At 67.5% G+C, this 22,225-nt stretch carries 24 protein-coding genes; 12 read left to right on the forward strand and 12 right to left on the reverse strand.

Going from position 1 to position 22,225, the window contains the following annotated elements; translation table 11 throughout:
• Positions 1-6 precede the first annotated feature (6 nt).
• The 3 genes from VARPA_RS21275 to VARPA_RS21285 all read right to left on the reverse strand — a co-directional run bounded on the left by VARPA_RS21275 (position 7) and on the right by VARPA_RS21285 (position 3,314).
• The gene (locus VARPA_RS21275; protein WP_013542649.1) at positions 7-1,425 is read right to left on the reverse strand and encodes an MATE family efflux transporter; all 1,419 of its coding nucleotides are present in this window, start codon (positions 1,423-1,425) and stop codon (positions 7-9) included.
• A 19-nt stretch (positions 1,426-1,444) separates the two neighbouring features.
• On the reverse strand, positions 1,445-2,764 hold the full coding sequence (locus tag VARPA_RS21280) for an MFS transporter (protein ID WP_013542650.1): 1,320 nt from the start codon (positions 2,762-2,764) through the stop codon (positions 1,445-1,447).
• Between the two features lie 94 nt (positions 2,765-2,858).
• Positions 2,859-3,314 (reverse strand): MarR family winged helix-turn-helix transcriptional regulator, encoded by a 456-nt coding sequence (locus tag VARPA_RS21285; RefSeq protein ID WP_013542651.1) that lies wholly within the window; start codon positions 3,312-3,314, stop codon positions 2,859-2,861.
• Between the two features lie 75 nt (positions 3,315-3,389).
• Between VARPA_RS21285 and VARPA_RS21290 the strand changes: the two genes are divergently transcribed.
• Positions 3,390-3,938 carry a PaaI family thioesterase gene (locus VARPA_RS21290; RefSeq protein WP_013542652.1) on the forward strand — a complete coding sequence of 183 codons (549 nt, stop codon included), beginning with the start codon at positions 3,390-3,392 and terminating at the stop codon, positions 3,936-3,938.
• Positions 3,939-4,167: 229 nt separating this feature from the next.
• Entirely contained in the window at positions 4,168-4,923 is a 756-nt protein-coding gene (locus VARPA_RS30730) for a hypothetical protein (protein WP_013542653.1), read from the forward strand.
• Between the two features lie 33 nt (positions 4,924-4,956).
• Here the strand turns inward: VARPA_RS30730 and VARPA_RS21295 are convergent, their stop codons facing one another.
• Positions 4,957-6,090, reverse strand: a complete 1,134-nt coding sequence (locus tag VARPA_RS21295; RefSeq protein WP_013542654.1) for a PAS domain-containing sensor histidine kinase — start codon at positions 6,088-6,090, stop codon at positions 4,957-4,959.
• Positions 6,087-6,902, reverse strand: a complete 816-nt coding sequence (locus VARPA_RS21300; RefSeq protein ID WP_013542655.1) for an alpha/beta fold hydrolase — start codon at positions 6,900-6,902, stop codon at positions 6,087-6,089. Before VARPA_RS21300 ends, VARPA_RS21295 begins: the two co-directional genes overlap by 4 nt.
• Before the next feature lie 232 nt (positions 6,903-7,134).
• Here VARPA_RS21300 and VARPA_RS21305 point away from each other — a divergent pair, with 232 nt between their 5' ends.
• The 6 genes from VARPA_RS21305 (at position 7,135) to VARPA_RS21330 (ending at position 12,470) form a co-directional block, all read left to right on the forward strand.
• Positions 7,135-8,205, forward strand: a complete 1,071-nt coding sequence (locus VARPA_RS21305) for a Fe(3+) ABC transporter substrate-binding protein (protein WP_013542656.1) — start codon at positions 7,135-7,137, stop codon at positions 8,203-8,205.
• Between the two features lie 46 nt (positions 8,206-8,251).
• The gene (locus VARPA_RS21310) at positions 8,252-9,925 is read left to right on the forward strand and encodes an ABC transporter permease (RefSeq protein ID WP_086011065.1); all 1,674 of its coding nucleotides are present in this window, start codon (positions 8,252-8,254) and stop codon (positions 9,923-9,925) included.
• Entirely contained in the window at positions 9,922-10,605 is a 684-nt protein-coding gene (locus VARPA_RS21315) for an ABC transporter ATP-binding protein (RefSeq protein ID WP_013542658.1), read from the forward strand. The genes VARPA_RS21310 and VARPA_RS21315 overlap by 4 nt, the downstream gene beginning before the upstream one ends.
• Positions 10,606-10,706: 101 nt before the next feature.
• Positions 10,707-11,405, forward strand: a complete 699-nt coding sequence (locus VARPA_RS21320) for a glutathione S-transferase family protein (RefSeq protein WP_013542659.1) — start codon at positions 10,707-10,709, stop codon at positions 11,403-11,405.
• A 63-nt stretch (positions 11,406-11,468) separates the two neighbouring features.
• Complete coding sequence (gloA, locus tag VARPA_RS21325) at positions 11,469-11,882, forward strand: lactoylglutathione lyase (RefSeq protein ID WP_013542660.1); 414 nt, start codon at positions 11,469-11,471, stop codon at positions 11,880-11,882.
• Between the two features lie 18 nt (positions 11,883-11,900).
• Positions 11,901-12,470, forward strand: a complete 570-nt coding sequence (locus VARPA_RS21330; protein ID WP_013542661.1) for a DUF1697 domain-containing protein — start codon at positions 11,901-11,903, stop codon at positions 12,468-12,470.
• Here VARPA_RS21330 and VARPA_RS21335 read toward each other — a convergent pair whose 3' ends face one another.
• The 5 genes from VARPA_RS21335 to VARPA_RS21355 form a co-directional block, all read right to left on the reverse strand.
• Positions 12,471-13,199, reverse strand: a complete 729-nt coding sequence (locus VARPA_RS21335; protein ID WP_013542662.1) for a haloacid dehalogenase type II — start codon at positions 13,197-13,199, stop codon at positions 12,471-12,473.
• 1 nt (position 13,200) lies between these two features.
• Entirely contained in the window at positions 13,201-13,845 is a 645-nt protein-coding gene (eda, locus tag VARPA_RS21340; protein WP_013542663.1) for a bifunctional 4-hydroxy-2-oxoglutarate aldolase/2-dehydro-3-deoxy-phosphogluconate aldolase, read from the reverse strand.
• On the reverse strand, positions 13,836-15,671 hold the full coding sequence (gene edd, locus VARPA_RS21345) for a phosphogluconate dehydratase (RefSeq protein WP_013542664.1): 1,836 nt from the start codon (positions 15,669-15,671) through the stop codon (positions 13,836-13,838). Before edd ends, eda begins: the two co-directional genes overlap by 10 nt.
• A gap of 157 nt (positions 15,672-15,828) precedes the next feature.
• Positions 15,829-17,211: a chromate efflux transporter gene (gene chrA / locus VARPA_RS21350; protein WP_013542665.1), complete on the reverse strand. Its 1,383-nt coding sequence runs from the start codon at positions 17,209-17,211 to the stop codon at positions 15,829-15,831.
• Positions 17,212-17,345: 134 nt separating this feature from the next.
• The gene (locus tag VARPA_RS21355; protein WP_013542666.1) at positions 17,346-17,906 is read right to left on the reverse strand and encodes an OmpA family protein; all 561 of its coding nucleotides are present in this window, start codon (positions 17,904-17,906) and stop codon (positions 17,346-17,348) included.
• Between the two features lie 135 nt (positions 17,907-18,041).
• On the opposite strand from VARPA_RS21355, the gene VARPA_RS21360 reads away from it, so the two are divergent.
• Positions 18,042-18,770, forward strand: coding sequence for a gamma-glutamylcyclotransferase (locus tag VARPA_RS21360; RefSeq protein WP_013542667.1), 729 nt, complete (start codon positions 18,042-18,044; stop codon positions 18,768-18,770).
• Complete coding sequence (locus tag VARPA_RS21365; RefSeq protein WP_013542668.1) at positions 18,767-19,306, forward strand: superoxide dismutase family protein; 540 nt, start codon at positions 18,767-18,769, stop codon at positions 19,304-19,306. The genes VARPA_RS21360 and VARPA_RS21365 overlap by 4 nt, the downstream gene beginning before the upstream one ends.
• A 9-nt stretch (positions 19,307-19,315) precedes the next feature.
• Here the strand turns inward: VARPA_RS21365 and VARPA_RS21370 are convergent, their stop codons facing one another.
• A complete protein-coding gene (locus VARPA_RS21370) occupies positions 19,316-19,891 on the reverse strand; it encodes a nucleotidyltransferase family protein (protein ID WP_013542669.1) in 576 nt (191 codons plus the stop codon).
• 29 nt (positions 19,892-19,920) lie between these two features.
• Here VARPA_RS21370 and pdxH point away from each other — a divergent pair, with 29 nt between their 5' ends.
• Entirely contained in the window at positions 19,921-20,574 is a 654-nt protein-coding gene (gene pdxH / locus VARPA_RS21375; RefSeq protein ID WP_013542670.1) for a pyridoxamine 5'-phosphate oxidase, read from the forward strand.
• Positions 20,575-20,580: 6 nt separating this feature from the next.
• Here pdxH and VARPA_RS21380 read toward each other — a convergent pair whose 3' ends face one another.
• Positions 20,581-21,789, reverse strand: a complete 1,209-nt coding sequence (locus VARPA_RS21380) for an OmpA family protein (RefSeq protein WP_013542671.1) — start codon at positions 21,787-21,789, stop codon at positions 20,581-20,583.
• Positions 21,790-21,813: 24 nt separating this feature from the next.
• Here VARPA_RS21380 and VARPA_RS21385 point away from each other — a divergent pair, with 24 nt between their 5' ends.
• A complete protein-coding gene (locus VARPA_RS21385; RefSeq protein WP_041942987.1) occupies positions 21,814-22,179 on the forward strand; it encodes a hypothetical protein in 366 nt (121 codons plus the stop codon).
• Positions 22,180-22,225: the final 46 nt, after the last annotated feature.

Raw genomic sequence — 22,225 nt, forward strand, 5'->3', positions numbered from 1 at the left:
TCGCGCTCAGGCCTGCGCAACCCGCCGCAGCAAACCCGTCGGCGTGCGTGGCCAGCCCACGCGCCCGAACCAAGCGCCGCCTGCGATCGCCGACGCGATCACGATGCCGTACACCACCAGCGCCACACCTTGCGCAGCGAACACGCCGGTGAGCCCGCCGCCCCAACGCAGCGCAAGCCAGCCGCCCGTGCCCGCCACGGCGAGCCGTGCGATGTTGCCGAGCACCGGCCACATCAGCCGGCCCGCGCCCTGCGAGGCGAAGTACAGGACGAGCCCCACACCGAAGAAGCCATAGAGCGGCCCCACCACGCGCAGGTAGTGCGCGCCGGTCTCCAGCATCGCCGGGTCGTTGCCGAACAGCAGCAGCCAGGGACGCGGGAACAGCGCGGCCGCGAGGCCGATGGTCTCGGTCAGCGCAAAGGCCAGCGCCGCGCCGGCCCAGGTGGCGCGCAGCGCGCGTTCGCGCTGCCCCGCGCCCATGCAGGTGCCGACCATCGCGACCAGCGGCGCGCCCAGGCCGAACACCAGCGGCACCAGCAGGTATTCGAGCCGCGACGCCGTGCCGTAGCCGGCCAGCGCACCCGGGCCGAAGTGCCCCGTGAGCGCGGTCGCAATGCCGATCGACAGATTGGTCGCCACCGTCGACACCGCTCCCACAAGCCCGATGCGCAGGATGTCGCGGAACAGCGCCCACCGCAGCTTCAGCGCCGAAAGCGTCGGCTTGAGCAGGCTGCGCGGCGAACGCAGGTAGACGATGAGTGCGATGGAGCCCAGCAGGTAGTACAGCAGCAGCGCCATCGCGCCGCCCGCGATGCCCATGCCCGGAATCGGACCCCAGCCGAAGATGAGGAGCGGCGACGCCGGAATGAGGAACACCACGCCCACCACCGTCACGTTGGCCGGCACCGACATGTTGCCGGTGCCGCGAATGATTGCGGCGAGCGAGTTGAAGAGCCACACGAGCACCGCGCCCGCGAACACCCAGTTCGAATACGTCAGCGCCGCATCGAGCGAAGCGCCCGCGCCGCCCATGATCCCGTAGAGCCAGCGCCCGCCGAACAGCAGCGCGAGCGTGAAGCACAGGCCGAAGCCCAGCGCGATGACCACCGCATGCCACACGAGCGCATTGGCGTCGTCGCGGCGGCGGGCGCCGAGCGCGCGTGCAATCGAGGCAGCGATGCCGCCGCCGACCGCGCCGCTGGAGGTCATCTGCATCAGCATCACGATCGGGAACACGAGCGCCATGCCGGCGAGCGCGTCGGTGCCGAGCTTGCCGACGAAGTAGGTCTCGATGAGCCCGACGGAAGCTTGCGCCACCATCACGAGCACGTTGGGGGCTGCCAGGCGCAGCAGCGTGGGCACGATGGGCGCTTCGAGCAAGAGGCGCGTGCGCGGGTCGAGCTCGGTGTTGGCGGAGGTGGTCATGGCTGTGGCGTCCCGGTCGTCAGGCGCGTGCGCTTGCCGCGGCGGGCGTCACCGGCGTGCCGGCCTTCGCGGCCGGACGGCGGATCATCATCACGATCACCGCCGCAACGAGGCATGCCGCACCGGCTGCGTACAGCGCCGGCGTGTAGGTCAGGAGCAGCGTGCGTGCAAAGCCCGCGCCGTACGCGGCGGTGGCGGCGCCCAGCTGGTGCGCCGCAAAGATCCAGCCGAACACGAGGCCCACCTTGGCCGGGCCGAAGGTCGCGCCCGCGAGCTTGACGGTCGGCGGCACGGTGGCGATCCAGTCGAGGCCGTAGAACATTGCGAAGAGGCCGAGGCCGTAGATCGTGAATTCCGAATGCGGCAGCCAGAAGAGCGACAAGCCGCGCAGGCCGTAGTACCAGAAGAGCAGCTTGCGGTTGTCGTAGCGATCAGAGAGCCAGCCCGAGAGGATGGTGCCCACGAAGTCGAACGCGCCCATCATCGCGAGCACCGAGGCCGCGGGCACGGCGCCCATGCCGTTGTCGCCGCACAGCGAGATGAAGTGCGTCTGCACGAGGCCGTTGGTGCTGAGGCCGCAGATGAAGAAGGTGCCGGCCAGGATGAGGAAGGTGCGGTTGGTCGCCACCTCCTTCAGCACGCGGAACGGCGTGGCGAAGTTCATCATCACCGCGGGCGCGGCCGGTGTTGCGGGCTGCGTGCCGGGCTTTTCGCCGTAGGGCAGCAGGCCGACATCGGACGGCCGGTTGCGCACCAGGCACAGCGCGAGCACGGCGATCAGCACGCTGCCGATCACGATCGGCACGATGGCCGAGCGCCAGCCCCAGTGCTCGATCATCCAGGCCGCGAACGGCAAAAAGGCCAGCTGTCCCGTCGCCGAGCTGGCCGTGAGCATGCCGATGACCAGCCCGCGACGCGCCACGAACCAGCGATTGGCCACCACCGCGCCGAGCACCAGCGCGGTCATGCCGGTGCCCAGGCCCAGCATCAGGCTCCACAGCACGAAGAGCTGCCAGAGCTGCGAAGCCATCGTGACCAGCGCCATGCCCAGGCCGACCAGCGCAAGGCCGGTGCAGATCACGGCGCGCAGGCCGTAGCGCTCCATCAGCACCGCGGCGAACGGCCCCATGAGGCCGAAGAGCGCAAAGCGCAGCGCGAGCGCCGAGGAGATCTGCTCGGTGCTCCAGCCGAACTCCTTGCCCAGCGGCTGCAGCATCGCGCCCGGCAGGCCGAGCGCGGCCGACATCGTCAGCATGGTCAGGAAGGTGATGGCGGCGACGATCCAGCCGTAGTGGATGCCGCGGCGCTGCAGCCATGCGGAAACTTGGGTGGCGAACATGGGGCCTCTGCTGTTGGAGTGGGGTGTGGAGGAGGAAAGAAAATCCGGTCCGCGCTGCGATCGGCGCGACTGTCTGGTGTGGTTGGGTGCGCCTTCAGTCCTGCAGGTCTGCGGCGTCGTCCGCGCCCAGCAGTTCGAGCGATTCGTCGATGAGCTGGTGCAGCGCCAGCACGCGCTCCACGCCCAGCAGCGCATTGAGCTTCTGCTGCGCGGTCTTCCAGTGATGCTGGGCTTCGCGCCACTTGGCCTCGCCCTCGGGCGTGAGCGCCACGAGGAGGCTGCGCGCATCGGCGCCGGCGCTTTGCACGATCCAGCCGGCGGCGATCAACGGCTGCAGGTTGCGGCTCAACGTGGACGCAGTCATCTTGAGCTCGCCCGCCAGATCGACCGGACGAACGGGGCCCAGTCGCTTGACTTGCGAGAGCAGCGAATACTGCGTGGTCTTGAGACCGCTCTTGGACACCTCGGCGTCGTAGTGCGCCGACAGGCGACGCATGAGCTGTCGCACCTTGAAACTCGTGCAGCCGCGGGGCTTGGTCTGGATGTCCATGGGCGACGATTGTAGGTGCAACTGTTGCATATACAATTCACGACCTCATTCAAAGCCCCCAGGAGCAGCACAGGCATGACGCAACCCACCAGCCAGATCGACGCATGGATCGCCGAGGAACGGGCGATCATCGACCGCCTCGAGGGCGGCCCCGGCCCCGGACTCGCCCGCCCCGAGCAGATCGCCGGCAAGACCGGGCTCGAAGTCATGCAGGCGATGCTGAACGGCGAGATTCCCTATGCAGCCATCGCCAAGACGCTCGACTTCACGATCGTCTCGGTCAGCAAGGGCGTCGCCATCTTCCAGGGCACCCCGCTCGCACAGCACCTGAACCCGCTGGGCACCATCCACGGCGGCTGGGTCGCCACGATGCTCGATTCGGCCCTGGGCTGCTCGGTCCACACCATGATGCCGCCCGGCCGCGGCTACACGACCGCCGAACTGAGCGTGAACTACGTGAAGGGCCTTACGCCGAAGGTGCAGCGGGTGCGCGCCGAAGGCAAGGTGATCCATTGCGGCCGGCAACTCGCGACCGCCGAGGCCCGGCTCGTCGGCGCCGACGGCACGCTGTATGCGCATGCGACGACGACGTGCCTGGTGTTCGAGATTCCTGCGGGCCGCTGAAAATTCGCGCCGCGGCTATTCAATTGGAAGAGCAAGCGGCCTGAATTCCAAAGACTGCGATTTATTCAATTTCTGCTTCAAGCGCTCTCTAAGCATTTCTCTCCTCGCCGGCAATACGGAGCAGCCGCTCCGTCGCTATGATGCACGCGGGAAATCATTGCCCCGCGCGACTTTCAGGTCGCTCGATGCGCCAATGATTTCTGCAATCATAAATACGAGGAGAAACGCAATGCTGAATCGGATTTTTGCAATTGTTTGTTTTTTGATTCTGGCCGGCTGCACCACCGCGCCCGCAATTTCTCCCAATTCCGGGAAAATCGCCAAAGGCTCGAAAATCGGATTGCTGGTCTATATGCCCGCACCAGCGCAGCATATGCACGTCGGCACCACCGTTTTCAATAATTTCTCGACGCCTCATCAATTTCCCTGGAATCCGACCGTCAGAACCTACGAGGCATTTCAATCCGACCTGGAGAAAGCGGGATTTCAGGTCGTCAGACTGACAAGTTACGCAACCACCAGCGTGAATGCTTTGGTCATTGAAAAAGACGGCCGCTGGATTGCCAATCCAAGACAGGAATGGTCAGCGAAGAAATTGAAGGAAGAGCAAATATCGGCCGTGGTCGTGGTGGAGGGAAAAAGAACACTCACCCGAATGGAATGCACCGGTGGACCTTGCGCCGAGAGCTATATGGAAAATTCGGGTCTTTTCACCCGTGGCATGTTTGCATCCACAAGATATTTTGCCGTGCCCGCCATTGAATTGAAAATCTTCACGCTGAATAATCCATTGGAAATCACAGCGTACGAACCGCTGAAAACAATTCAAAGAACCCGAGTGCGGCAATTGAATGATTTTGCGGACCCGCGCGATTTCAAACGTTTGACCTCCAATGAATTCTCGCCAGTGGCCGCCTCTATCGATGGCTATATCAAATCGATTTCCAGAAGCACGGCCCAATCACTTGTTGCCGGTGTGAATTAATTAATTAATTAACCGGCAATCTGGCGCAAGGCGCTAGTCAGCGCGCTGGTGGTGCGTGGGAAATTGCAGCGTGAACACGGTGCCGCCGACAGAAGAGGACGTCACCTCCATCGCGCCGCCGTGCGCCTTCGCGATCTCGTTCACGATGAAAAGGCCGAGGCCGACGCTGCGCTCCGAACTTCCTTCGGTCGCGCCCCGCACCATCGGCTCGAACACCGTGGCGAGCATGTCGGGCGGGATCGGGTCGCCTTCGTTGTGCACCACCACCGTGGCTTTCGGCCCGTTTGTTTCCGAACGCACGGTGACGGGCGTGCCGCGATGGCCGTAGGCCACGGCGTTGCTCACGAGGTTGCCGATGAGCTGCGCCAGCCGATCCGTATCGGCAATGCACGCGCCCGGTCCGCTCTGCAAATGAACGATTCTTGTCGCCGGATAGGCAAGCATCAACTCGTCGATCGCTTGCGCCGCGATCGCATGCAGGTCGGTGGCGCCCGGCTTCACGCTCAAGCCCTTGCCGATGCGCGATTGGGTGAAGTCCAGCAGTTCCTCGATCAGGCGCTGCGCGCGCTCGGCCGAGTTGCGCACATGGCCCAGCACGCGAACCTGGCGCTCGCCTTCCGTCCGCCCCAGCAACTGGATGCCCATGAGGATCGCCGACAGCGGATTGCGCAGATCGTGGCTCACGATGCCCACCATCTGCTCGGCGAAGAGCGCACGGTCTCTCAACAGATGCTGCGTGTCGCGCTCCACCTGCAGCAAGGCGTCTGCCTTCTTGCGCGCGCTCATGAGCTCGCGCTCGTAGCGGTTGCGGTCTTCCGCCACGAAGGCGGCGATCTCGTCGAATTCGCCCGCTTCGCGCTTGCGCCGACGCGCGTTGAGAATCATCGGAATGCCCTGGCCATCGCGATGCCGGACCTCGAACTTCACCTCGGCCAGCGAGCCCTGAAGCTGCAGGGCCGGCGCCCAGTGGGTCTGATGGAAGATGCGGCCGCCCATCGTGAACAGGTCTTGCACGCGCTTCAGGCCGACGAGCTCTTCGCGTGCGAAGCCGACCCAGCCGCAGAAGGTGGCGTTGACCTTGAGGATCGTGCCGTCCAGCGCCGTGACCAGCAGGCCGCAAGGCGCTTCTTCGAAGAGGTCGGCCAGTTCGGGAAGGGGCGGGCTCATTGGGCGAGCGGTTGGCCAAGCGCGCCGAGGAAATCCTCGATCGCTTCGCAGCTCGCGTCGGGCGCGCTCAGGTGAGGGCAATGCCCGGTGTTGACCACCACCCGCAAGGTGCCGTTGGGCAGCGTGCGCTGCATGTACTCGCCGACGGCCAAGGGAGCGATCAGGTCTTCGGACGACTGGATCACGAGCGTGGGCGTCTGCAGCTTCGCCACGTCCTGGCGGTTGTCGGACAGGAAGGTGGCCTTGGCGAACTGCTTGGCGATTTCGGGGTCGGTGCGGCAGAAGCTGGCGGTGAGCTCGGCGCCCAGCTCGGGCCGCTCGGGCACGCCCATGATCGCGGGCGCCATGCTGGAGGCCCAGCCCAGGTAATTGCTCTCCAGCGTGTCGAGCAGCGAATCGATGTCCTCGCGCGTGAAGCCGCCGGTGTAGTCGCCGTCGTTGATGTAGCACGGCGACGGGCCGACCATCATGTGCGCGGCAAAGGTGCCTGGTGCCTTGAGGTCGGCCAGGACACCGATCATGGCGCTCACCGAGTGGCCGACGAACATCACGGGACCGGTCGCGAACTCGTTCGCGATTTCCAGCAGATCGTCGGCGTAGCCCTGGAGGCTCGCGTATTTGGCCTTGTCATAGGCACCGAGGTCCGATTGCCCGGAGCCGACCAGGTCGAAAGTCACCACGCGAAAGCGTTCGGCGAATTTCGAGGCCATGAAGCGCCACATGTTCTGGTCGCAGCCGAATCCGTGGGAAAAGATCATCGTGCGATCTCCAGCGCCGAAGACGTGGACGTTGTTGCGTTGCCGGATGTTCACGGGACGGATCTCAAGCGTCTGAAAAGAGGCATTTTGCCCTCTGGCGCCGCAACGCCTCGACCAGGTGCGATGCCACCGAAAGCCGCGGCGCGCTTCAAGTAGGCCTTCGCCTTGTAAGTCCAAAAGACTCGCCCTTCCCCCCGCCTGCTGATAATCGTTCGCATCGGCACCGCTCGACCGGCTGCCGGTGCCTGTCTCCCCAAGAACACGTTACCGACCTGGAGGATCTCCCATGACCCAACGCTCCGGCGCCTCGACCCGCGCTGCGCACGCCCTGATCGGCGCCACCACCGCCTGGCTCGCCATCACCGCCCTGCCCGCGCACGCCGCCGAAGAGCTCACGCTCTACACGACGCGTGAGCCGGCGCTGATCCAGCCGCTGATCTCCGCCTTCAGCGCGCAGAGCAACATCAAGGTCAACACCGTGTTCGTGAAAGACGGGCTGCTCGAGCGCGTCAAGGCCGAGGGCACTCGCTCGCCGGCCGACGTGCTGATGACGGTGGACATCGGCAACCTGATGGACCTCGTCGATGGCGGCGTGACGCAGCCGGTGAAATCGCCCGCGCTCGAATCGGCCGTTCCGGCCAACCTGCGCGGCGCCGACGGCCAGTGGTTCGCGCTTTCGCTGCGCGCCCGCGTGCTCTACGCCGACAAGGCGCAGCCGCTCACCAGCTTCCGTTATGAAGACCTGGCCAACCCGAAATACAAGGGCAAGGTCTGCATCCGCGCGGGCCAGCACCCCTACAACACGGCCCTGGTCGCGGCACTGATCGCGCACGACGGCGAAGCCAAGGCCGAGCAGTGGCTGCGCGGCGTGAAGGCCAACCTCGCGCGCAAGGCCACGGGCGGCGACCGCGACGTGGCGCGCGACATCCTCGGCGGCATCTGCGACATCGGCATCGCCAACTCGTACTACGTCGGCCAGATGAAGAGCGCCAAGGAAGGCACCGACGCGCGCAAGTGGGGCGATGCGATCAAGGTGATCCGCCCGACGTTCGCCAATGCCAAAACGGGCGGTGCAGGCGGCGGCACGCACGTCAACATCAGCGGCGCGGCCGTAGCGAAGAACGCGCCGCAACGCGCCAACGCGGTCAAGCTGCTCGAGTTCCTGGTGTCCGAGCCGGCGCAGGCGCTCTACGCGCAGACCAACTACGAATACCCGGTGCGCAAGGGCGTGGCGCTCGATCCGATCATCGGCCAGACGATCGGCGAGCTGAAGGTCGATCCGCTGCCGCTCACCGAGATCGCCAGGTACAGGAAGCAAGCCAGTGCGCTCGTCGACAAGGTCGGCTTCGACCAGTGATCGAGAGGGTCGGGCCCGCCTTGCCGGCGCCTGAAGAAAAATGCAAATGACACGGCGCCAGCCACCGGCCCTGCAAGCTGCAGGACCGGTCTGGCGCCTTGCCTCGTTCGCGATCGCCATCGGCGTGCTCGCGCCGGTGCTCACGCTCCTGTGGCTCGCGTTCGGCTCGGGCATCGGGCACTGGGGGCCGCTGTTCGCGCATGTGCTGCCGCAGGCGGCGCTCAACACGGCGCTGTTGCTGGCTGGTGTCGGCACGCTGGTGCTGGTGATCGGCACCGGCTGCGCATGGCTCGTCACCGCGCATGACTTTCCGGGGCGCGGCGTGCTGCATTGGGCGCTGCTGCTGCCGCTGGCGATGCCGACCTACATCGTCGCCTTCGCATATCTCGATCTGCTGCATCCCATCGGCCCGGTGCAGGGCGCGATCCGCTGGGTGCTGGGCTTCGACAGCCCGCGCCAGTTCCGCCTGCCCGACCTGCGCTCGATGCCGGGCGCGATCTTCGTGCTCGGCTTCGTGCTCTATCCGTACGTCTACATGACGGCGCGCGCGATGTTCATGACGCAGCCGGCGCATCTGCTGGAAGCCGCGCGCACGCTGGGCGAGAACCGCCTCGGCGCATTCTTTCGCGTGGCGCTGCCGCTCGCGCGCCCTGCGCTTGCGGTGGGCCTGAGCCTCGCGCTGCTCGAAACGCTGAACGATATCGGCGCGTCGGAATTTCTCGGCGTGAACACGCTCACGGTCGCGGTCTACACGACTTGGATCACGCGCTCCGACCTGGCCGGCGCGGCGCAGATTGCGTGCGCGATGCTGTTCGTGGTGGTGGCGCTGGTCTGGCTCGAACGCAATGGCCGCCGGCACCAGCGCTTCGGCTCGGCGCAGCGCATGCGCGCGGTGCAGCCGCGGCGCCTGCATGGCGGCGCGGGCTGGGCCGCGACGGCGGTCACCGCGCTGCCGGTGCTGATCGGCTTCGTGGCACCGGCCCTGTATCTGGTCTGGGAAAGCGCCAAGCGGCTGCATCAGGGCGGCGGCGTTTCGCAGGGGCTGATCGCAAGCCTCGGCAACACGCTCGCGCTGGCCGCGGGCGTCACCGTGGTGGCCGTGGCTGCGGGATTGGTCGTCGCCTGGGCTGCGCGAAGCCAGGGCTCGGGCATCAACCGCGCGCGCTGGCAGGCACGCGCCGCCACGCTGGGCTACGCGGTGCCGGGCACGGTGCTGGCCATCGGCCTGCTCACGCCGGCGCTGGCCTTCGATGCCGCGCTCGCGACCGCGTTCGGCTGGCAGGGCCTGCCGCTGATGAGCGCGGGCATCGTGCTGGTCGTGGCCTGCGCGATCCGTTTTCTCGCGATGCCGGTCGGCGGCATCGAGGCCGGCCTCGCGCGCATTCCGCCCGCCATCGAGCAGGCCTCGCGCCTCCTCGGCGAAAGCACCGCCGGCACGCTGCGCCGCGTGCACCTGCCGCTGCTGCAGCCCGCCATTGCCGCGGGCGCGCTGCTGGTCTTCGTCGATGCGATGAAGGAGCTGCCCGCCACGCTGCTGCTGCGCCCCGCCAACTTCGACACCCTGGCCACCTGGCTCTATGCCGAGGCCGCGCGCGGCACCTATGAAGAAGGCGCGATCGCGGCGCTCGCCATCGTGCTGGCGGGGCTGCTGCCTGTGGTGCTGCTGGCGCGCAATCAACTGGGCACGACGCCGGCGGCACCCGTTCCGGAAAACACATGAGTTCAGCGCTGCACCTCGAATCGATCCAGCTCGCGTACGACACGCCGCGCGGCCCGCACACCGTCGTCGACGATTTCTCGCTGTCGCTCGCGGCCGGCGACATCGCCTGCCTGTTCGGGCCCTCGGGCTGCGGCAAGACCACGGTGCTGCGCGCCATCGCGGGCTTCGAGCCGCTGCGCGCCGGCACGATCCGCCTCGACGAAGTGGTGCTCTCTTCCGCCCGCTCGCACCTGCCGCCCGAGCAGCGGCGCGTGGGGATGATGTTCCAGGAGTACGCGCTGTTTCCGCACCTGTCGGCCGCGAAGAACGTGGCCTTCGGGCTGCGTCGCCTCGGCCGCGCGGCGCAGCAGTCGCGCGTGGCCGAGATGCTGGCGCTGGTCGGTCTCGCCGATGCGGGCGAGCGCTATCCGCACGAGCTCTCGGGCGGGCAGCAGCAACGCATCGCGCTGGCCCGCGCGCTCGCGCCTTCGCCTGCGTTGTTGCTGCTCGACGAACCTTTTTCCAACCTCGATGGCGCCACGCGCGAACGCCTGACCGCCGAGGTGCGCGGCATCCTGAAGCAGGCCGGCCAGACCGCCATCCTGGTCACGCACAACGAGGCCGAAGCGCACGCGATGGCGGACCGCATCGGGGTGATGCACAACGGGCGCATCACGCACTGGCTGGCAACCGCGACCTAGCACAAGGCGCCGAAAAGGCGAATGGGCTTTCCGGGAAAAGGTTGTTCGGGACCGCAAGAATCGCGGCGACCGAACCACACAACCGAAGACGGAGAGCCCCCATGTCCCAACACGCCCAACCCTCCCAGCCCCTCACCCTCGTCAGCCATCTGCTGTGCCCTTACGTCCAGCGCGCGGCCATCGCGCTCGGTGAAAAAGGCGTGCCCTTCGAGCGCGTCGTGATCGATCTCGCGAACAAGCCCCAGTGGTTTCTCGACATCTCGCCGCTAGGCAAGGTGCCGCTGCTGAAGGTGCAGCGCGCCGACGGCACCGAGGCTGTGCTGTTCGAGAGCAACGTGATCTGCGAGTACCTCGAAGAAACACAACCCGGCGCCCGCCTGCACCCGGAAGACCCGCTCACCCGCGCCGAGCACCGCGCGTGGATGGAGTTCGGCTCGGCCATCCTCGCCGACCTGTGGGGCTACGAGACCACGCAGGATGCGGCGGTGTTCGAGCAGAAGCGCCTCGCGCTGGTCGCGAAGTTCGAGCGCGTCGAGGCTGCGCTCGGCGCCGGCCCCTACTTCGCGGGCAAGAATTTCAGCTTGGTCGATGCCGTGTTCGCGCCGGTGTTCCGCTACTTCGAGGTGTTCGACACGCTCATCGATTCGCGCATCTTCGCCGCGCTGCCCAAGGTCGATGCCTGGCGCAAGGCACTGGCCGTACGCCCGAGCGTGCGCGATGCGGTGGTGCCGGAATATCCGCAGCACCTGATGGAATTCCTCAAGCGCCACGAGGCCCACCTGCTCACGGCGGCGGCTTGATTGACGCGGCGGGAAGCCGACAATAGCGGCTCCCCCTTTCATATAACTACACGGCACCACGAGATGCGATTCCTTCACACCATGCTGCGCGTTGGCAACCTCCAGCGCTCCATCGACTTCTACACAAAGGTGCTCGGCATGAACCTGCTGCGCACCTCCGAGAACCCCGAGTACAAGTACAGCCTCGCCTTCCTTGGCTTCGACAAGGGCAACCCCGACCAGGCCGAGATCGAGCTCACCTACAACTGGGGCACCGAGAGCTACGACCTGGGCACCGCCTACGGCCACATCGCGCTCGGCGTGCCCGATGCGTATGCGGCCTGCGAGAAGATCAAGGCCGCGGGCGGCAACGTGACGCGCGAGGCCGGTCCGGTCAAGGGCGGCACGACGGTGATCGCCTTCGTGACGGACCCCGATGGCTACAAGATCGAGCTGATCCAGCGCGCTGAATCCGCTGAAGGCGCGGGTCTACGCTGAAGCGCTTCGGGTAACGCCATGGCCAGCCCGAAGAAAGAAAAGAAGACGACGACAACATCAACGCGCCACGTCGCATTGCTGCGCGGCGTGAACGTCAACGGCATCACGATCAAGAGCGCCGACTTGAAGGCGCTCTTCGTCGAACTCGGATTCGATGCGGTGCGCACAGTGCTCGCGAGCGGCAACGTGCTCTTTGATACCGACGAGCGCGATGCTGGCGCGTTGCGCACACGCATCGAGCAGGCGCTGCGCAAGCGCTTCGACTACGACGCGTGGATCGTGCTGCTCACGCAGAAGCAGGTGGCCGACATGGCCGCGGCCTATCCCTTCGAGCGCATCGATGAAGAGCGGCATCCGTACCTCGTGTTCGGCTCCGATCCCGCGATGCTCGATGAAGTGATGGAAAAAGCCGGTACCGTCGACCCCAAGCTCGAACGGCTGAAGCAAGGCAAGGGCGTGCTGTACTGGCAATGCCCGCGCGGCGAGAGCACCGACACGCCGGTGGCCAAGCTGCTGGCGAAGACGCGCTACAAATCGAGCACGACGACGCGCAACCTCCGCACGGTCGAGAAACTTCTGACGGACTGATCAGCAGCCCAGCAGATCGGCCAGTTCGTTGATGTCGCGCGCATGCAGGCTGTTGTCCGGCTGCGGCGAAACATCCTTCGGCTGCGCGCGGCCGAACTCGTGGGGGCGCTCGATGTAGGCGGTCTTGAGGCCGCACACGCGTGCGGCGGCCAGGTCGTCGTGGTGCGCCGCGGCCAGCATCACCTGCCCCGGCGTTGCATCGAACACGCCGGCCACGCCGAGGTAGGTGCGCGGATCGGGCTTGTAGGCCTTGAAGACCTCGGCCGACAGCACGCAATCCCAGGGCAGGCCCGCACGCTTGGCCATCTCGGTCAGCAAGCCGATGTTGCCGTTCGAGAGCGTGCAGATGGTGAACTTCTTCTTGAGCCGCGTGAGCCCCGCCACCGAATCGGGCCATGCCGGCAGCCGGTGCCACGCACGGCTCAGGTCGCGCTTGGCGGCGGTGTCCAGGCGGTCGGTCAGGTCGAAGTCGCGCAGCACCTGTTCGAGCATGCTCAGGTGCAGCTCGTCGAGCAGCGTGAAGCCGCCCTCGCCCGCCGCGATGCGCTCCATCACCGCCTTCATCGCGGGCTGGTAGCCGGCGCGCCATGCCAGCGCAAAGGTCGCGCCTTCCACCCCCGGCAGCGCGCGCTCGACTTCGGCGGCAATGCCGCTGTGCCAGTCGACCACCGTGCCGAACACGTCGAACGCGATGACCTTCAGGTCGCTCGCGTCGAATTCGGCGCGCATGTCAGCGGGACAGCTGGCTCGCTGCGCGTGCCAGCTGTTCGATGCGGGACCAGTCGCCGTCGCGGATCGCATCCGTCGGCACGATCCACGAGCCGCCCACGCAGGCCACGTTCGACAACGCGAGGAACTCGGCCGCGTTGCCCGCATGGATGCCGCCCGTGGGGCAGAAGGTGACGTCGCCGAACGGACCTTGCCATGCCTTGAGCATCGGCAGGCCGCCGGCTTGCAGCGCGGGGAAGAACTTGAGCTGGGTGTAGCCGTCCTCCTGCGCCGTCATGATTTCGCTGCCGGTCGCCACGCCGGGCAAGAGCGGCAGGCCGAGGTCGTGGCAGGCCTTGCCGACCGCGCGCGTGTAGCCCGGGCTCACGCCGAACTTCGCGCCGGCCAGTGCCGAGGCCTGCGCATCGGCCGCGCTGCGGATGGTGCCGGCGCCGGCCACGGCCTCGGGCACTTCCTTGGCGATGGCCTCGATGCACTGCAGCGCCTGCGGCGTGCGCAGCGTGACCTCGAGCATGCGGATGCCACCCGCCACCAGCGCGCGCGCCAGCGGAATGGCGTCTTTCACGTCGTTGAGCACGATGACCGGAATGACCGGCGCGTCGCGCATCACGTCGAGGGCGGTGAGTTTGTTGTTGTCTACAGCCATGAGCAGGCTCCTTCTTCAGCGGTGAGTGCATTGCGGCGCATGCCGGCGAACAGTTCGCGGCCGAGGCCGTGTCCGTCGGCGATGCGCTGCGCTTCGGGCAGCGTCGCGGTTTCGCGCGCGGCCCATTCGTCTTCGGGCAGCAGCACGGCGAGCGTACCCGCCACTGCATCGAGGCGGATCACGTCGCCGTCGCGCACCTTGGCCAGCGGGCCGCCCGCGGCCGCTTCGGGCGACACGTGGATGGCCGCCGGAATCTTGCCCGACGCACCGCTCATGCGGCCATCGGTGACCAGCGCGACGCGAAAGCCCTTGCCTTGCAGCACCGAGAGCGGCGGCGTGAGCTTGTGCAGCTCGGGCATGCCATTGGCCTGCGGGCCCTGCCAGCGCACCACGCAGACCACGTCGCGCTCCAGTTCGCCGGCGGTGAAAGCCTTGTGCAGGGCGGCCTGCGAGTCGAACACGCGGGCGGGCGCTTCGATCACATGGCGGTCGTCGGGCACGGAGGAAACCTTGATCACGCTGCGGCCCAGGTTGCCGCTGAGGAGCTTCAGGCCGCCGGTGGCGCTGAACGGCTCGGCCACGGTGCGTGCGACCGCGTCGTTTTTCGACGGGGCGGCGGGCGTCCAGCTCAGGCGCTGCTCGCCGCTGTCGGCCAGCGTCGGAATGTTGGCGAATTCGCGGATGCCACCGGCGCGCACGGTGAGCACGTCGGCGTGCATCAGGCCCGCATCGACCAGCTCGCCGATCACGAAGCCGGGGCCGCCCGCGGCCTGGAACTCGTTCACGTCGGCGCTGCCATTGGGGTACACGCGGGTCAGCAGCGGAATGATGTCCGAGAGCTTCGAGAAGTCGTCCCAGTCGATCACGATGCCCGCGGCGCGGGCCACGGCCACCCAGTGGATCAGATGGTTCGTCGAACCGCCGGTGGCCAGCAGCGCGGCCATCGCATTCACGATGCAGCGCTCGTCGACCATCTCGCCGATGGGCGGGCAGTTGAAGGCAGTCTCGCCCGCCTTGCCCAGCACGGTGCGCACCGCCTCGCGCGTGAGCGTTTCGCGCATCGCATCGCCGGGCTGGATGAAGGCCGTGCCGGGCACATGCAGGCCCATGGCTTCGAGCAACATCTGGTTGCTGTTGGCGGTGCCGTAGAAGGTGCAGGTGCCTACCGTGTGATACGCCGCCATCTCGGCATCGAGCAGCCCCTGCCGGCCCACGAGGCCCTGCGCCGCTTGCTCCCGCACCTTCGACTTGGCATTGTTCGAGAGGCCTGAGGGCATCGGCCCCGCGGGCACGAACACGGTCGGCAGATGGCCGAAGTGCAGCGCGCCGATCAGGAGGCCGGGCACGATCTTGTCGCACACGCCGAGCATCAGCGCGCCGTCGAACATGTCGTGCGTGAGCGCGATCGCGGTGCTCATGGCGATGACGTCGCGGCTGAAGAGGCTCAGCTCCATGCCGGGCGTGCCCTGCGTGACGCCATCGCACATCGCCGGCACGCCGCCCGCGACCTGCGCGGTGGCGCCGAGGCGCCGCGCCTCCTGCTTGATGATGTCCGGGTAGCCCTGGTACGGCGCGTGGGCCGAGAGCATGTCGTTGTAGGCGGTGACGATGCCGAGGTTGGGTGCGCGCTCGGTCACCACCTTGAACTTGTCGTTGGCCGGGATGCCGGCCACGGCATGCGCCACGTTGGCGCAGCCCATGCGCTCGGAACCGCGGTCGCGGCCGCGGATTTCGGCGAGCCGTGCGAGGTAGGCGCTGCGCGTGCCATGGCTGCGCTCGCGGATGCGATCGGTGACGTCGCGGACGGTGGGGTGTGTGCTGCTCATGGGGGTAGATGGCTCTTGCTGCGTGTCGCCGGAGCGACTGGTGGCCTGGAAGCTCATCGTACCAAGGCAGGCGCAAACAGCCGATGAAATCCGGGCGCCAAACGATACGAATTTACTCGGGCATCGCCGGGCGCATGCCCTGCCCCCGATACCGGTGTCAGCGCAGTGCGGGCAGCAACAGGGTCATCGCCAACCCGATGGCCGCGCAGGCCCCGAGCAGCGGCATCACGCCGACCTTGAGGCGGAACAAGGCGACGGCCGCCGCGACGGCGATCAGCGCCGACACGGCGTCGAAGCGGCCGCCGAAGCCCTGCGGCCAGAGCACGTGGTACGCGAAGAAAAGCGCCAGGTTCAGGATCACGCCCACCACCGCCGCCGTGATCGCCGACAGCGGCGCCGTGAAGCCCAGCTTGCCGTGCGTGGCCTCGATGGCGGGTCCGCCGGCGAGGATGAAGATGAACGAGGGCAGGAAGGTGAAGAAGGTCACGACGGTTGCGGCCAGCGCCCCCGCCAGGAACAACGAATCCGGCCCCAGCACCTCTTTCAGCCATCCGCCGACAAAGCCGACGAAGGCCACGACCATGATGAGCGGACCCGGCGTCGTCTCGCCCAGCGCAAGGCCATCGATCATCTGCGCGCCCGACAGCCACTGGTGGTGTTCGACGGCGCCCTGGTAGACGTAGGGCAGCACGGCGTAGGCGCCGCCGAAGGTCAGCAATGCCGCCTTGGTGAAGAACCAGCCCATCTGCGTGAGCGTGCCCTGCAGCCCCTGCGTAGCAACGAGCACGCCCATGGCCAGCAGCCAGAGGCCCAGGCCGATCGCAAGGATCTTGGCGAGGTGCGAGCGCGAGAAGCGCGCGTGCGGCGGCGTCGGCGTGTCGTCGTCGATCAGCGCCGGACCGTAGCTTTGACTGGCACTGCCATGTCCGCCGCCGAGTGCGAAAACCCCGGGCGCCCAACGCGCGCCGAAGTGACCGAGCAGGCCGGCTGCCAGCACGATCGCCGGAAACGGCGTGTCGAACGCGAAGATCGCCACGAACGCGGCGGCGGCAATGCCCCACATCCACCGGTTCTTCAAAGCGCGGCTGCCGATGCGGTGCGCCGCGTGCAGCACCAGTGCGGTGACGGCCGGCTTGATGCCGTAGAAGATACCGGCCACCACCGGCACATGGCCGAAGCGCAGGTAGATCCACGACAGCGCGATCAGGATGAACAGCGAAGGCAGCACGAACAGCGCCCCGGCCACGATGCCACCCCGCGTGCGGTGCATGAGCCAGCCGATATAGGTGGCGAGCTGCTGGGCCTCGGGGCCGGGCAGCAGCATGCAGAAGTTCAGCGCGTGAAGAAAGCGCTTCTCGCTGATCCAGCGCCGCCGCTCGACCAGCTCGGCATGCATGATCGCGATCTGCCCGGCGGGGCCGCCGAAGCTGATGAAGCCGAGCTTGAGCCAGAAGCGGAAAGCCTCTGCGAAGGAAACGGGCTGGAGGGGCGCAGAAAGCGCTGGGGATGCGGAAGGGGCGTCAGAAAAGTCGGTGTCCACGGCAGGATGCTCCGTTGTGCGTCAGCAGCACTTGGACGGGACACCGTCTGTCTTTACAGACCGGGAGGCTGTTTCCCCGGGGCGGCGGATCGTAGCAGCTTGAATCGGGGTGGGGCCTGCTCGGCGGGCAGGCTTCAGTCCACCAGCCTGGCCTCGACGCGGCGCGCCTCGGCGTTGTTGCCCGAACCCGCGGTCACCTCGGGCTTCTGCAGGTCGACCTTGGCGGCCGGAACACCCAGGCCCACGAGCACGTCGCGCACCATCTCGGCCCGCTTCTTCGCCAGCGATTCGTTGATGGCGGCATCGCCGGTGGTGTCGTGGAAGCCCGAGACCACCACCTTGCGGCCGCTCTCCACGCCCTTGATGACTGCGGCCAGCGCCTCGGCGGCGCCCGGTGCGAGGTCGGCGCTGCCGGTCGCGAAGTAGAAGTTCACCACGCCGTTGACCACGCGGATGCTCGCGCCGTCGGGGATCGTGACCGTCACCGTCTCGGTCACTTCGGCCAGCTTGGGCGCTTCGCCGGGTGCGGGCGACGAGATCACCACGGCCGCTGGCTTGCCCTGTGCGGCGACCGCGGCACCGGAGGCACTGTGGCCCTTGTGCCAGATGACGATGCCGACCACGAAGAAGATCACCAACGCGATCAGCGCCATGAGAAAGCCGAGGATGAAATTCTGCTGGCCGTCGTCGCTCATGGGTGGGCGTGTTCCGTAATCGAGGGGTCGGTAAATAATGGTGCGGTGAACCATGATTCCGAAATTGTAGGCGGCGCTCCTGACAGGCCCGTGTCGGACCCCGCGCCGAATCCGGGACCGCCCGGCCTCGATCCCATGCCCAAGCCCCTGCGCGATCCGCAACCCATGCTCGAGCGCGCGATTGCCGACTGGGGCGGCCACGACGACCTCTGGCTGTTCGGCTACGGCTCGCTGATCTGGCGGCCGGAGTTCGGCTTCATCGAGCGGCGCCCGGCCTGGGTGCACGGCTGGCACCGGGCGCTCAAGATGTGGAGCCGGGTCAACCGCGGCAGTGTGCAGACGCCGGGCCTCGTGTTCGGCCTGCTCTCGGGCGGCAGTTGCCGCGGCATGGTGTTCCGGATTCCCAAGGCCGAGGGCCTGGAAACATTGAAGCGCCTCTGGCTGCGCGAGATGCCCACCGGCGTGTACGACCCCAAGTGGCTGCACTGCCACACCGCCGAGGGCCCGGTGCGCGCTTTGGCCTTCACGCTCTCGCGGCGCAGCCCCAACTTCACCGGCGAGTTGAGCGAGGAGCGCTACCGCCACATCTTCGCCAACGCGGTCGGCCGCTACGGCAGCTCGCTCGACTATGCGCAGCAGACGCTGCTCGAGCTGCAGCGGCATTCGATCCACGATGCGGCGCTGGCGCGGCTGCTGGCGCTGGCCGAGGCGAAGCAGGAACTGCAGGCGCAACAACAGGCATCCGCGGCAGCCGCTGATTGCGACACGCCCCCGCCTTCGGTATATGTTCCGGGGTCTTCCGACAATTCTTCTTCCCAACCTTCATCCGGGCCCTCGTCCGGACCGTCCAAGGAAAAACCATGAACCATCGTCGTCTCTTCGCCACCGGCACCGCCCTCCTCGCCACCGCCGTGCTGGCTGCCTGCGGCAGCATGGGCGGCAAGCCCAGCACGGCCGTCGAGCTGGTGCCGACCGCCGCGATCACGCCCAACCCGACGCGCGGCACGGTCAAGCTCACCGCGCTGGATCACGGCGTGCGCGTCTCGGGCGAAGTGCGCGGCCTCGTGCCGGGCAGCGAGCACGGCTTCCACATCCATGAAAAGGGCGACTGCGGCGACAACGGCAACGCCTCGGGCGGCCACTTCAACCCGACCGGCGGTACGCACGGCAAGTTCGCCGCGCCGGGAAGCCATGCCGGCGAACTGCCAAGCCTGGTGGCCGATGCCGGCGGCGTGGCGCGCTTCAGCGTGGACGACCACTCGATCTCGCTGACCGACGGCGCCGCCAACAACGTGGTGGGCCGCGCGCTGGTGGTGCACCGCGACCGCGACGACTTCACGACGCAGCCGGCCGGCAACTCGGGCCCGCGCATCGCCTGCGCGGTGATTCCGAAGGGCTGATCCGCCCGATCAGCGCGCTGCGCGTTCGAGCCACAGGGCCTCGGCGCGCGCCAGGGCCTCGGGCGTGTCGATGTCGGTGACGATGCCGGCATCGTCCACCGCGAGGTCGGCGACCGAATCGATGGCCCGCATGGCGCGCAGCACCGGCGCCGCGCCCAGGTTTCCCTCCAGCGCCGCGAGCTGTGCGCGGCATCCGGCGGCAAAAGCGACCGGATGGCCCCGCTCTCCCATGAACTGCGGCTGCACGGCGTTCACCCGGCCGTTGAGCGCAGCAGCCACCGCCTGCAATGTCTCGGGCCGCACCAGTGGCAGATCGCCCGGCAGGATCAGCCAGCCGACAGCATCGGGCGTGGCGCGCACCGCGGCGGCAATCGAGTCGCCCATGCCCGGATGGCCCACGTCTTCCAGGTGCCACGGCAGACCGCTCGCGCGCACCGCATCGAGCGTGTGCTCCAGCACCGGCTTGCCCGCGAGCAGGGCCTTCAGTTTGGAGCCCGTGCCGCCGGCGGCAATGAAGCGCTCGCCCCGGCCCGAGGCCAGCACGATCACCAAGGGAGAGTTCGCTTTTGTCGCCTTCATCGTCATGGGCGGAGTATGTGCGCAACAATCCCGGCATGACTTCCCCTCTCTCCAACGAAGCGCTCGCCGCGCTGCGCAAGAGCTACGAGCGCGCCGAGCTCGGCGAGGCCCACAGCGCGGGCGATCCACTGAAGCAGTTCGAACGCTGGCTCACCGAGGCCATCGATGCGCAGGTGCCCGAACCCAATGCGATGACGCTGTGCACCGTCGGCAGCGACCTTCGGCCCTCCAGCCGCATCGTGCTCATCAAGGGCTACGACGCGCGCGGCATCGTCTGGTACACCAACTACGAAAGCCGCAAGGGCCGCGAGCTCTCGGGCAATCCGTATGCATCGCTGCAGTTCCACTGGGTCGAACTCGAGCGCGTGGTGCGCATTGAAGGCCGCGTCGAGAAGGCCAGTGCCGACGAGAGCGACGCCTACTTCGCGAGCCGCCCGCTCGATTCGCGCATCGGCGCCTGGGCCAGCCCGCAGAGCGAAGTGATCAGCGGACGCGATGTGCTGGTGAAGAACGCAGCCGTGGCCGCGGCGAAGCACCTGCTCTCGCCGCCGCGCCCGCCGCACTGGGGCGGCTACCGGCTGGTGCCGGATCGGTGGGAGTTCTGGCAGGGCCGCAAGAGCCGGCTGCACGACCGGCTGCGCTACCGGCTCGAAGGCAGCGACTGGGTGCGCGAGCGGCTCGCGCCCTGAGTTGCGTCAAGCCTCGCAGCCGACGACCTTGAATTCGACGCGACGATCCAGAGCGTCGCTCGCATCGTCGGCTCCGGTGCCGACGATGTTCTCCCTGAAGCCCATGCCCGACTCCCGCAGCTTCTTCGCGAGCGGCGGCGCCTCGGTCACCAGCTTCGACTTGACACTCACCGCGCGCTGCAGCGACAGCCGCTCGTTGACCGACTCCGAGCCCGTGCGGCTCGTGTGCCCCGTCACCACCACGCACGAATCGATCTGCGCCGCCTGGCGTGCGATCTGGCGCAGCCACATCGGATAGGCGGCGCTGATCTTCGGGTCGCCGAGGAAATCGGTCGAGCCCGGCTTGAACAGGAACTTGACGCTCAGGTTGTTCGTTTCCAGGCCCAGGCGCGCGATGGTGCCGAAGGTCTTTTCCGCATCGGCCGTGCGGCCCAGTTGCGACTGCGTGAGATACAGCCCGCTGTAGATGCGCAACTGCTGCCCGTCGGGCCGCTTCGACGCCGCCTCGTAGCGGCCCAGCGCTTCGCTCATGCGCCCGGCCTCGTACGCGGCAGTTGCTTCCTGCAGCACGGTCGATGTCGGCAAGCGTTCGAGGTACAGCGCATCGGCCGCTTGCCCCGGCTGGGTTTCGGCGGTGCGGATGTAGCCCTCCACGCCGCGGTCCTTGCCGTTCACCGGGCTGTCGCGAAAGAACGCGGTGGGCCGGGTGTCGAGCGTCGCGTCGCTGATGCGCGCGACCGACTGCGCGATCACCATGCCGCTCTTGATTTCGGTGAGCGCGAGGTTCAGGCGGTAGCGTCCGCCGGCGGTGGCGTCCTTGTCGCGCATCAGCGTGCCGTTGAGCACGTACTGCGCGCTGCCGAGTTCGGCGGTGTTGAACGGCGTCACGGTGAACTGCTTGAACTGCGCCTGCATGCGCTGCACGATGCGCTGCTCGGCCACGCGCGTCACCTCGGTCTGCTGGCCGCTCGCGCCCTCGAGCAACGGGTCGATCACGATGCGGCGCTGCGAGAGCGACTCCACCTTCGCAAGAAAAGCCGGCAGCTTCTGTGTCTGCACGATCAGGTCGTCCACTGCCTGGTTGACGGCCTGGTCGAAGGGCATCGCGTTGCTGGGCGCGGGGCGGTTCGCGCAGGCGGCGGCGAGCGCGGCGGCGCACAGGGTCAACACGCGCAGCGCGGTGCGGACCCGTCGAGTGGTGGTGGTGTTCATCATCAGCACTGGCTCCTCAATGTCTTCATGTCTTCGTCCGACAGCGGCACGCCGACGGCGGCACGCATGTTGATGTCGGTGCAGCGTTTCGAAGGCGCAGGCCTTTTCGCCATCGGTTCTCTCGGCGCTTCGTGTTGCTGCTGCTGCGGTGCGGGCGCGGCCGACGCGGTGGCCTGCGGCCTGGGCCTGGTCCTTTCAGCGGGCCTGGGCGCAGGTGCGGGCTTCGCGTCGGCCTCTGCCGGCCTGTCGGGCTTCTCGCGCGGCACGCCGGCCGAAAGGCACGGCGTCCTGCACGGCTTGGCATCGGCCGCCGCCTGCGCGGTGGGGCCGAAGAGCGCGATCACCGTCGCGACCACCGCCATAGCAACAAGGGGCGAAGAGCACGCCGGGTAAATCATCAGCCGGCAAATGTAGGGCGATGGGCGCCGCGCGCCATCTC

The sequence above is a fragment of the Variovorax paradoxus EPS genome (genome assembly GCF_000184745.1).
In the GTDB taxonomy this organism is placed as follows: Bacteria; Pseudomonadota; Gammaproteobacteria; order Burkholderiales; family Burkholderiaceae_C; genus Variovorax; species Variovorax paradoxus_C.

Excerpts from the sequence above, each read along its gene's own strand:
- VARPA_RS21275 (WP_013542649.1), bottom strand. The coding sequence starts at position 1,425 with ATGACCACCTCCGCCAACACCGAGCTCGACCCGCGCACGCGCCTCTTG.
- VARPA_RS21280 (WP_013542650.1), bottom strand. The coding sequence starts at position 2,764 with ATGTTCGCCACCCAAGTTTCCGCATGGCTGCAGCGCCGCGGCATCCAC.
- VARPA_RS21285 (WP_013542651.1), bottom strand. The coding sequence starts at position 3,314 with ATGGACATCCAGACCAAGCCCCGCGGCTGCACGAGTTTCAAGGTGCGA.
- VARPA_RS21290 (WP_013542652.1), top strand. The coding sequence starts at position 3,390 with ATGACGCAACCCACCAGCCAGATCGACGCATGGATCGCCGAGGAACGG.
- VARPA_RS30730 (WP_013542653.1), top strand. The coding sequence starts at position 4,168 with ATGCTGAATCGGATTTTTGCAATTGTTTGTTTTTTGATTCTGGCCGGC.
- VARPA_RS21295 (WP_013542654.1), bottom strand. The coding sequence starts at position 6,090 with ATGAGCCCGCCCCTTCCCGAACTGGCCGACCTCTTCGAAGAAGCGCCT.
- VARPA_RS21305 (WP_013542656.1), top strand. The coding sequence starts at position 7,135 with ATGACCCAACGCTCCGGCGCCTCGACCCGCGCTGCGCACGCCCTGATC.
- VARPA_RS21310 (WP_086011065.1), top strand. The coding sequence starts at position 8,252 with ATGACACGGCGCCAGCCACCGGCCCTGCAAGCTGCAGGACCGGTCTGG.
- VARPA_RS21315 (WP_013542658.1), top strand. The coding sequence starts at position 9,922 with ATGAGTTCAGCGCTGCACCTCGAATCGATCCAGCTCGCGTACGACACG.
- VARPA_RS21320 (WP_013542659.1), top strand. The coding sequence starts at position 10,707 with ATGTCCCAACACGCCCAACCCTCCCAGCCCCTCACCCTCGTCAGCCAT.
- gloA (WP_013542660.1), top strand. The coding sequence starts at position 11,469 with ATGCGATTCCTTCACACCATGCTGCGCGTTGGCAACCTCCAGCGCTCC.
- VARPA_RS21330 (WP_013542661.1), top strand. The coding sequence starts at position 11,901 with ATGGCCAGCCCGAAGAAAGAAAAGAAGACGACGACAACATCAACGCGC.
- VARPA_RS21335 (WP_013542662.1), bottom strand. The coding sequence starts at position 13,199 with ATGCGCGCCGAATTCGACGCGAGCGACCTGAAGGTCATCGCGTTCGAC.
- eda (WP_013542663.1), bottom strand. The coding sequence starts at position 13,845 with ATGGCTGTAGACAACAACAAACTCACCGCCCTCGACGTGATGCGCGAC.
- edd (WP_013542664.1), bottom strand. The coding sequence starts at position 15,671 with ATGAGCAGCACACACCCCACCGTCCGCGACGTCACCGATCGCATCCGC.
- VARPA_RS21355 (WP_013542666.1), bottom strand. The coding sequence starts at position 17,906 with ATGAGCGACGACGGCCAGCAGAATTTCATCCTCGGCTTTCTCATGGCG.
- VARPA_RS21360 (WP_013542667.1), top strand. The coding sequence starts at position 18,042 with ATGCCCAAGCCCCTGCGCGATCCGCAACCCATGCTCGAGCGCGCGATT.
- VARPA_RS21365 (WP_013542668.1), top strand. The coding sequence starts at position 18,767 with ATGAACCATCGTCGTCTCTTCGCCACCGGCACCGCCCTCCTCGCCACC.
- VARPA_RS21370 (WP_013542669.1), bottom strand. The coding sequence starts at position 19,891 with ATGACGATGAAGGCGACAAAAGCGAACTCTCCCTTGGTGATCGTGCTG.
- pdxH (WP_013542670.1), top strand. The coding sequence starts at position 19,921 with ATGACTTCCCCTCTCTCCAACGAAGCGCTCGCCGCGCTGCGCAAGAGC.
- VARPA_RS21380 (WP_013542671.1), bottom strand. The coding sequence starts at position 21,789 with ATGATGAACACCACCACCACTCGACGGGTCCGCACCGCGCTGCGCGTG.
- VARPA_RS21385 (WP_041942987.1), top strand. The coding sequence starts at position 21,814 with ATGTCTTCGTCCGACAGCGGCACGCCGACGGCGGCACGCATGTTGATG.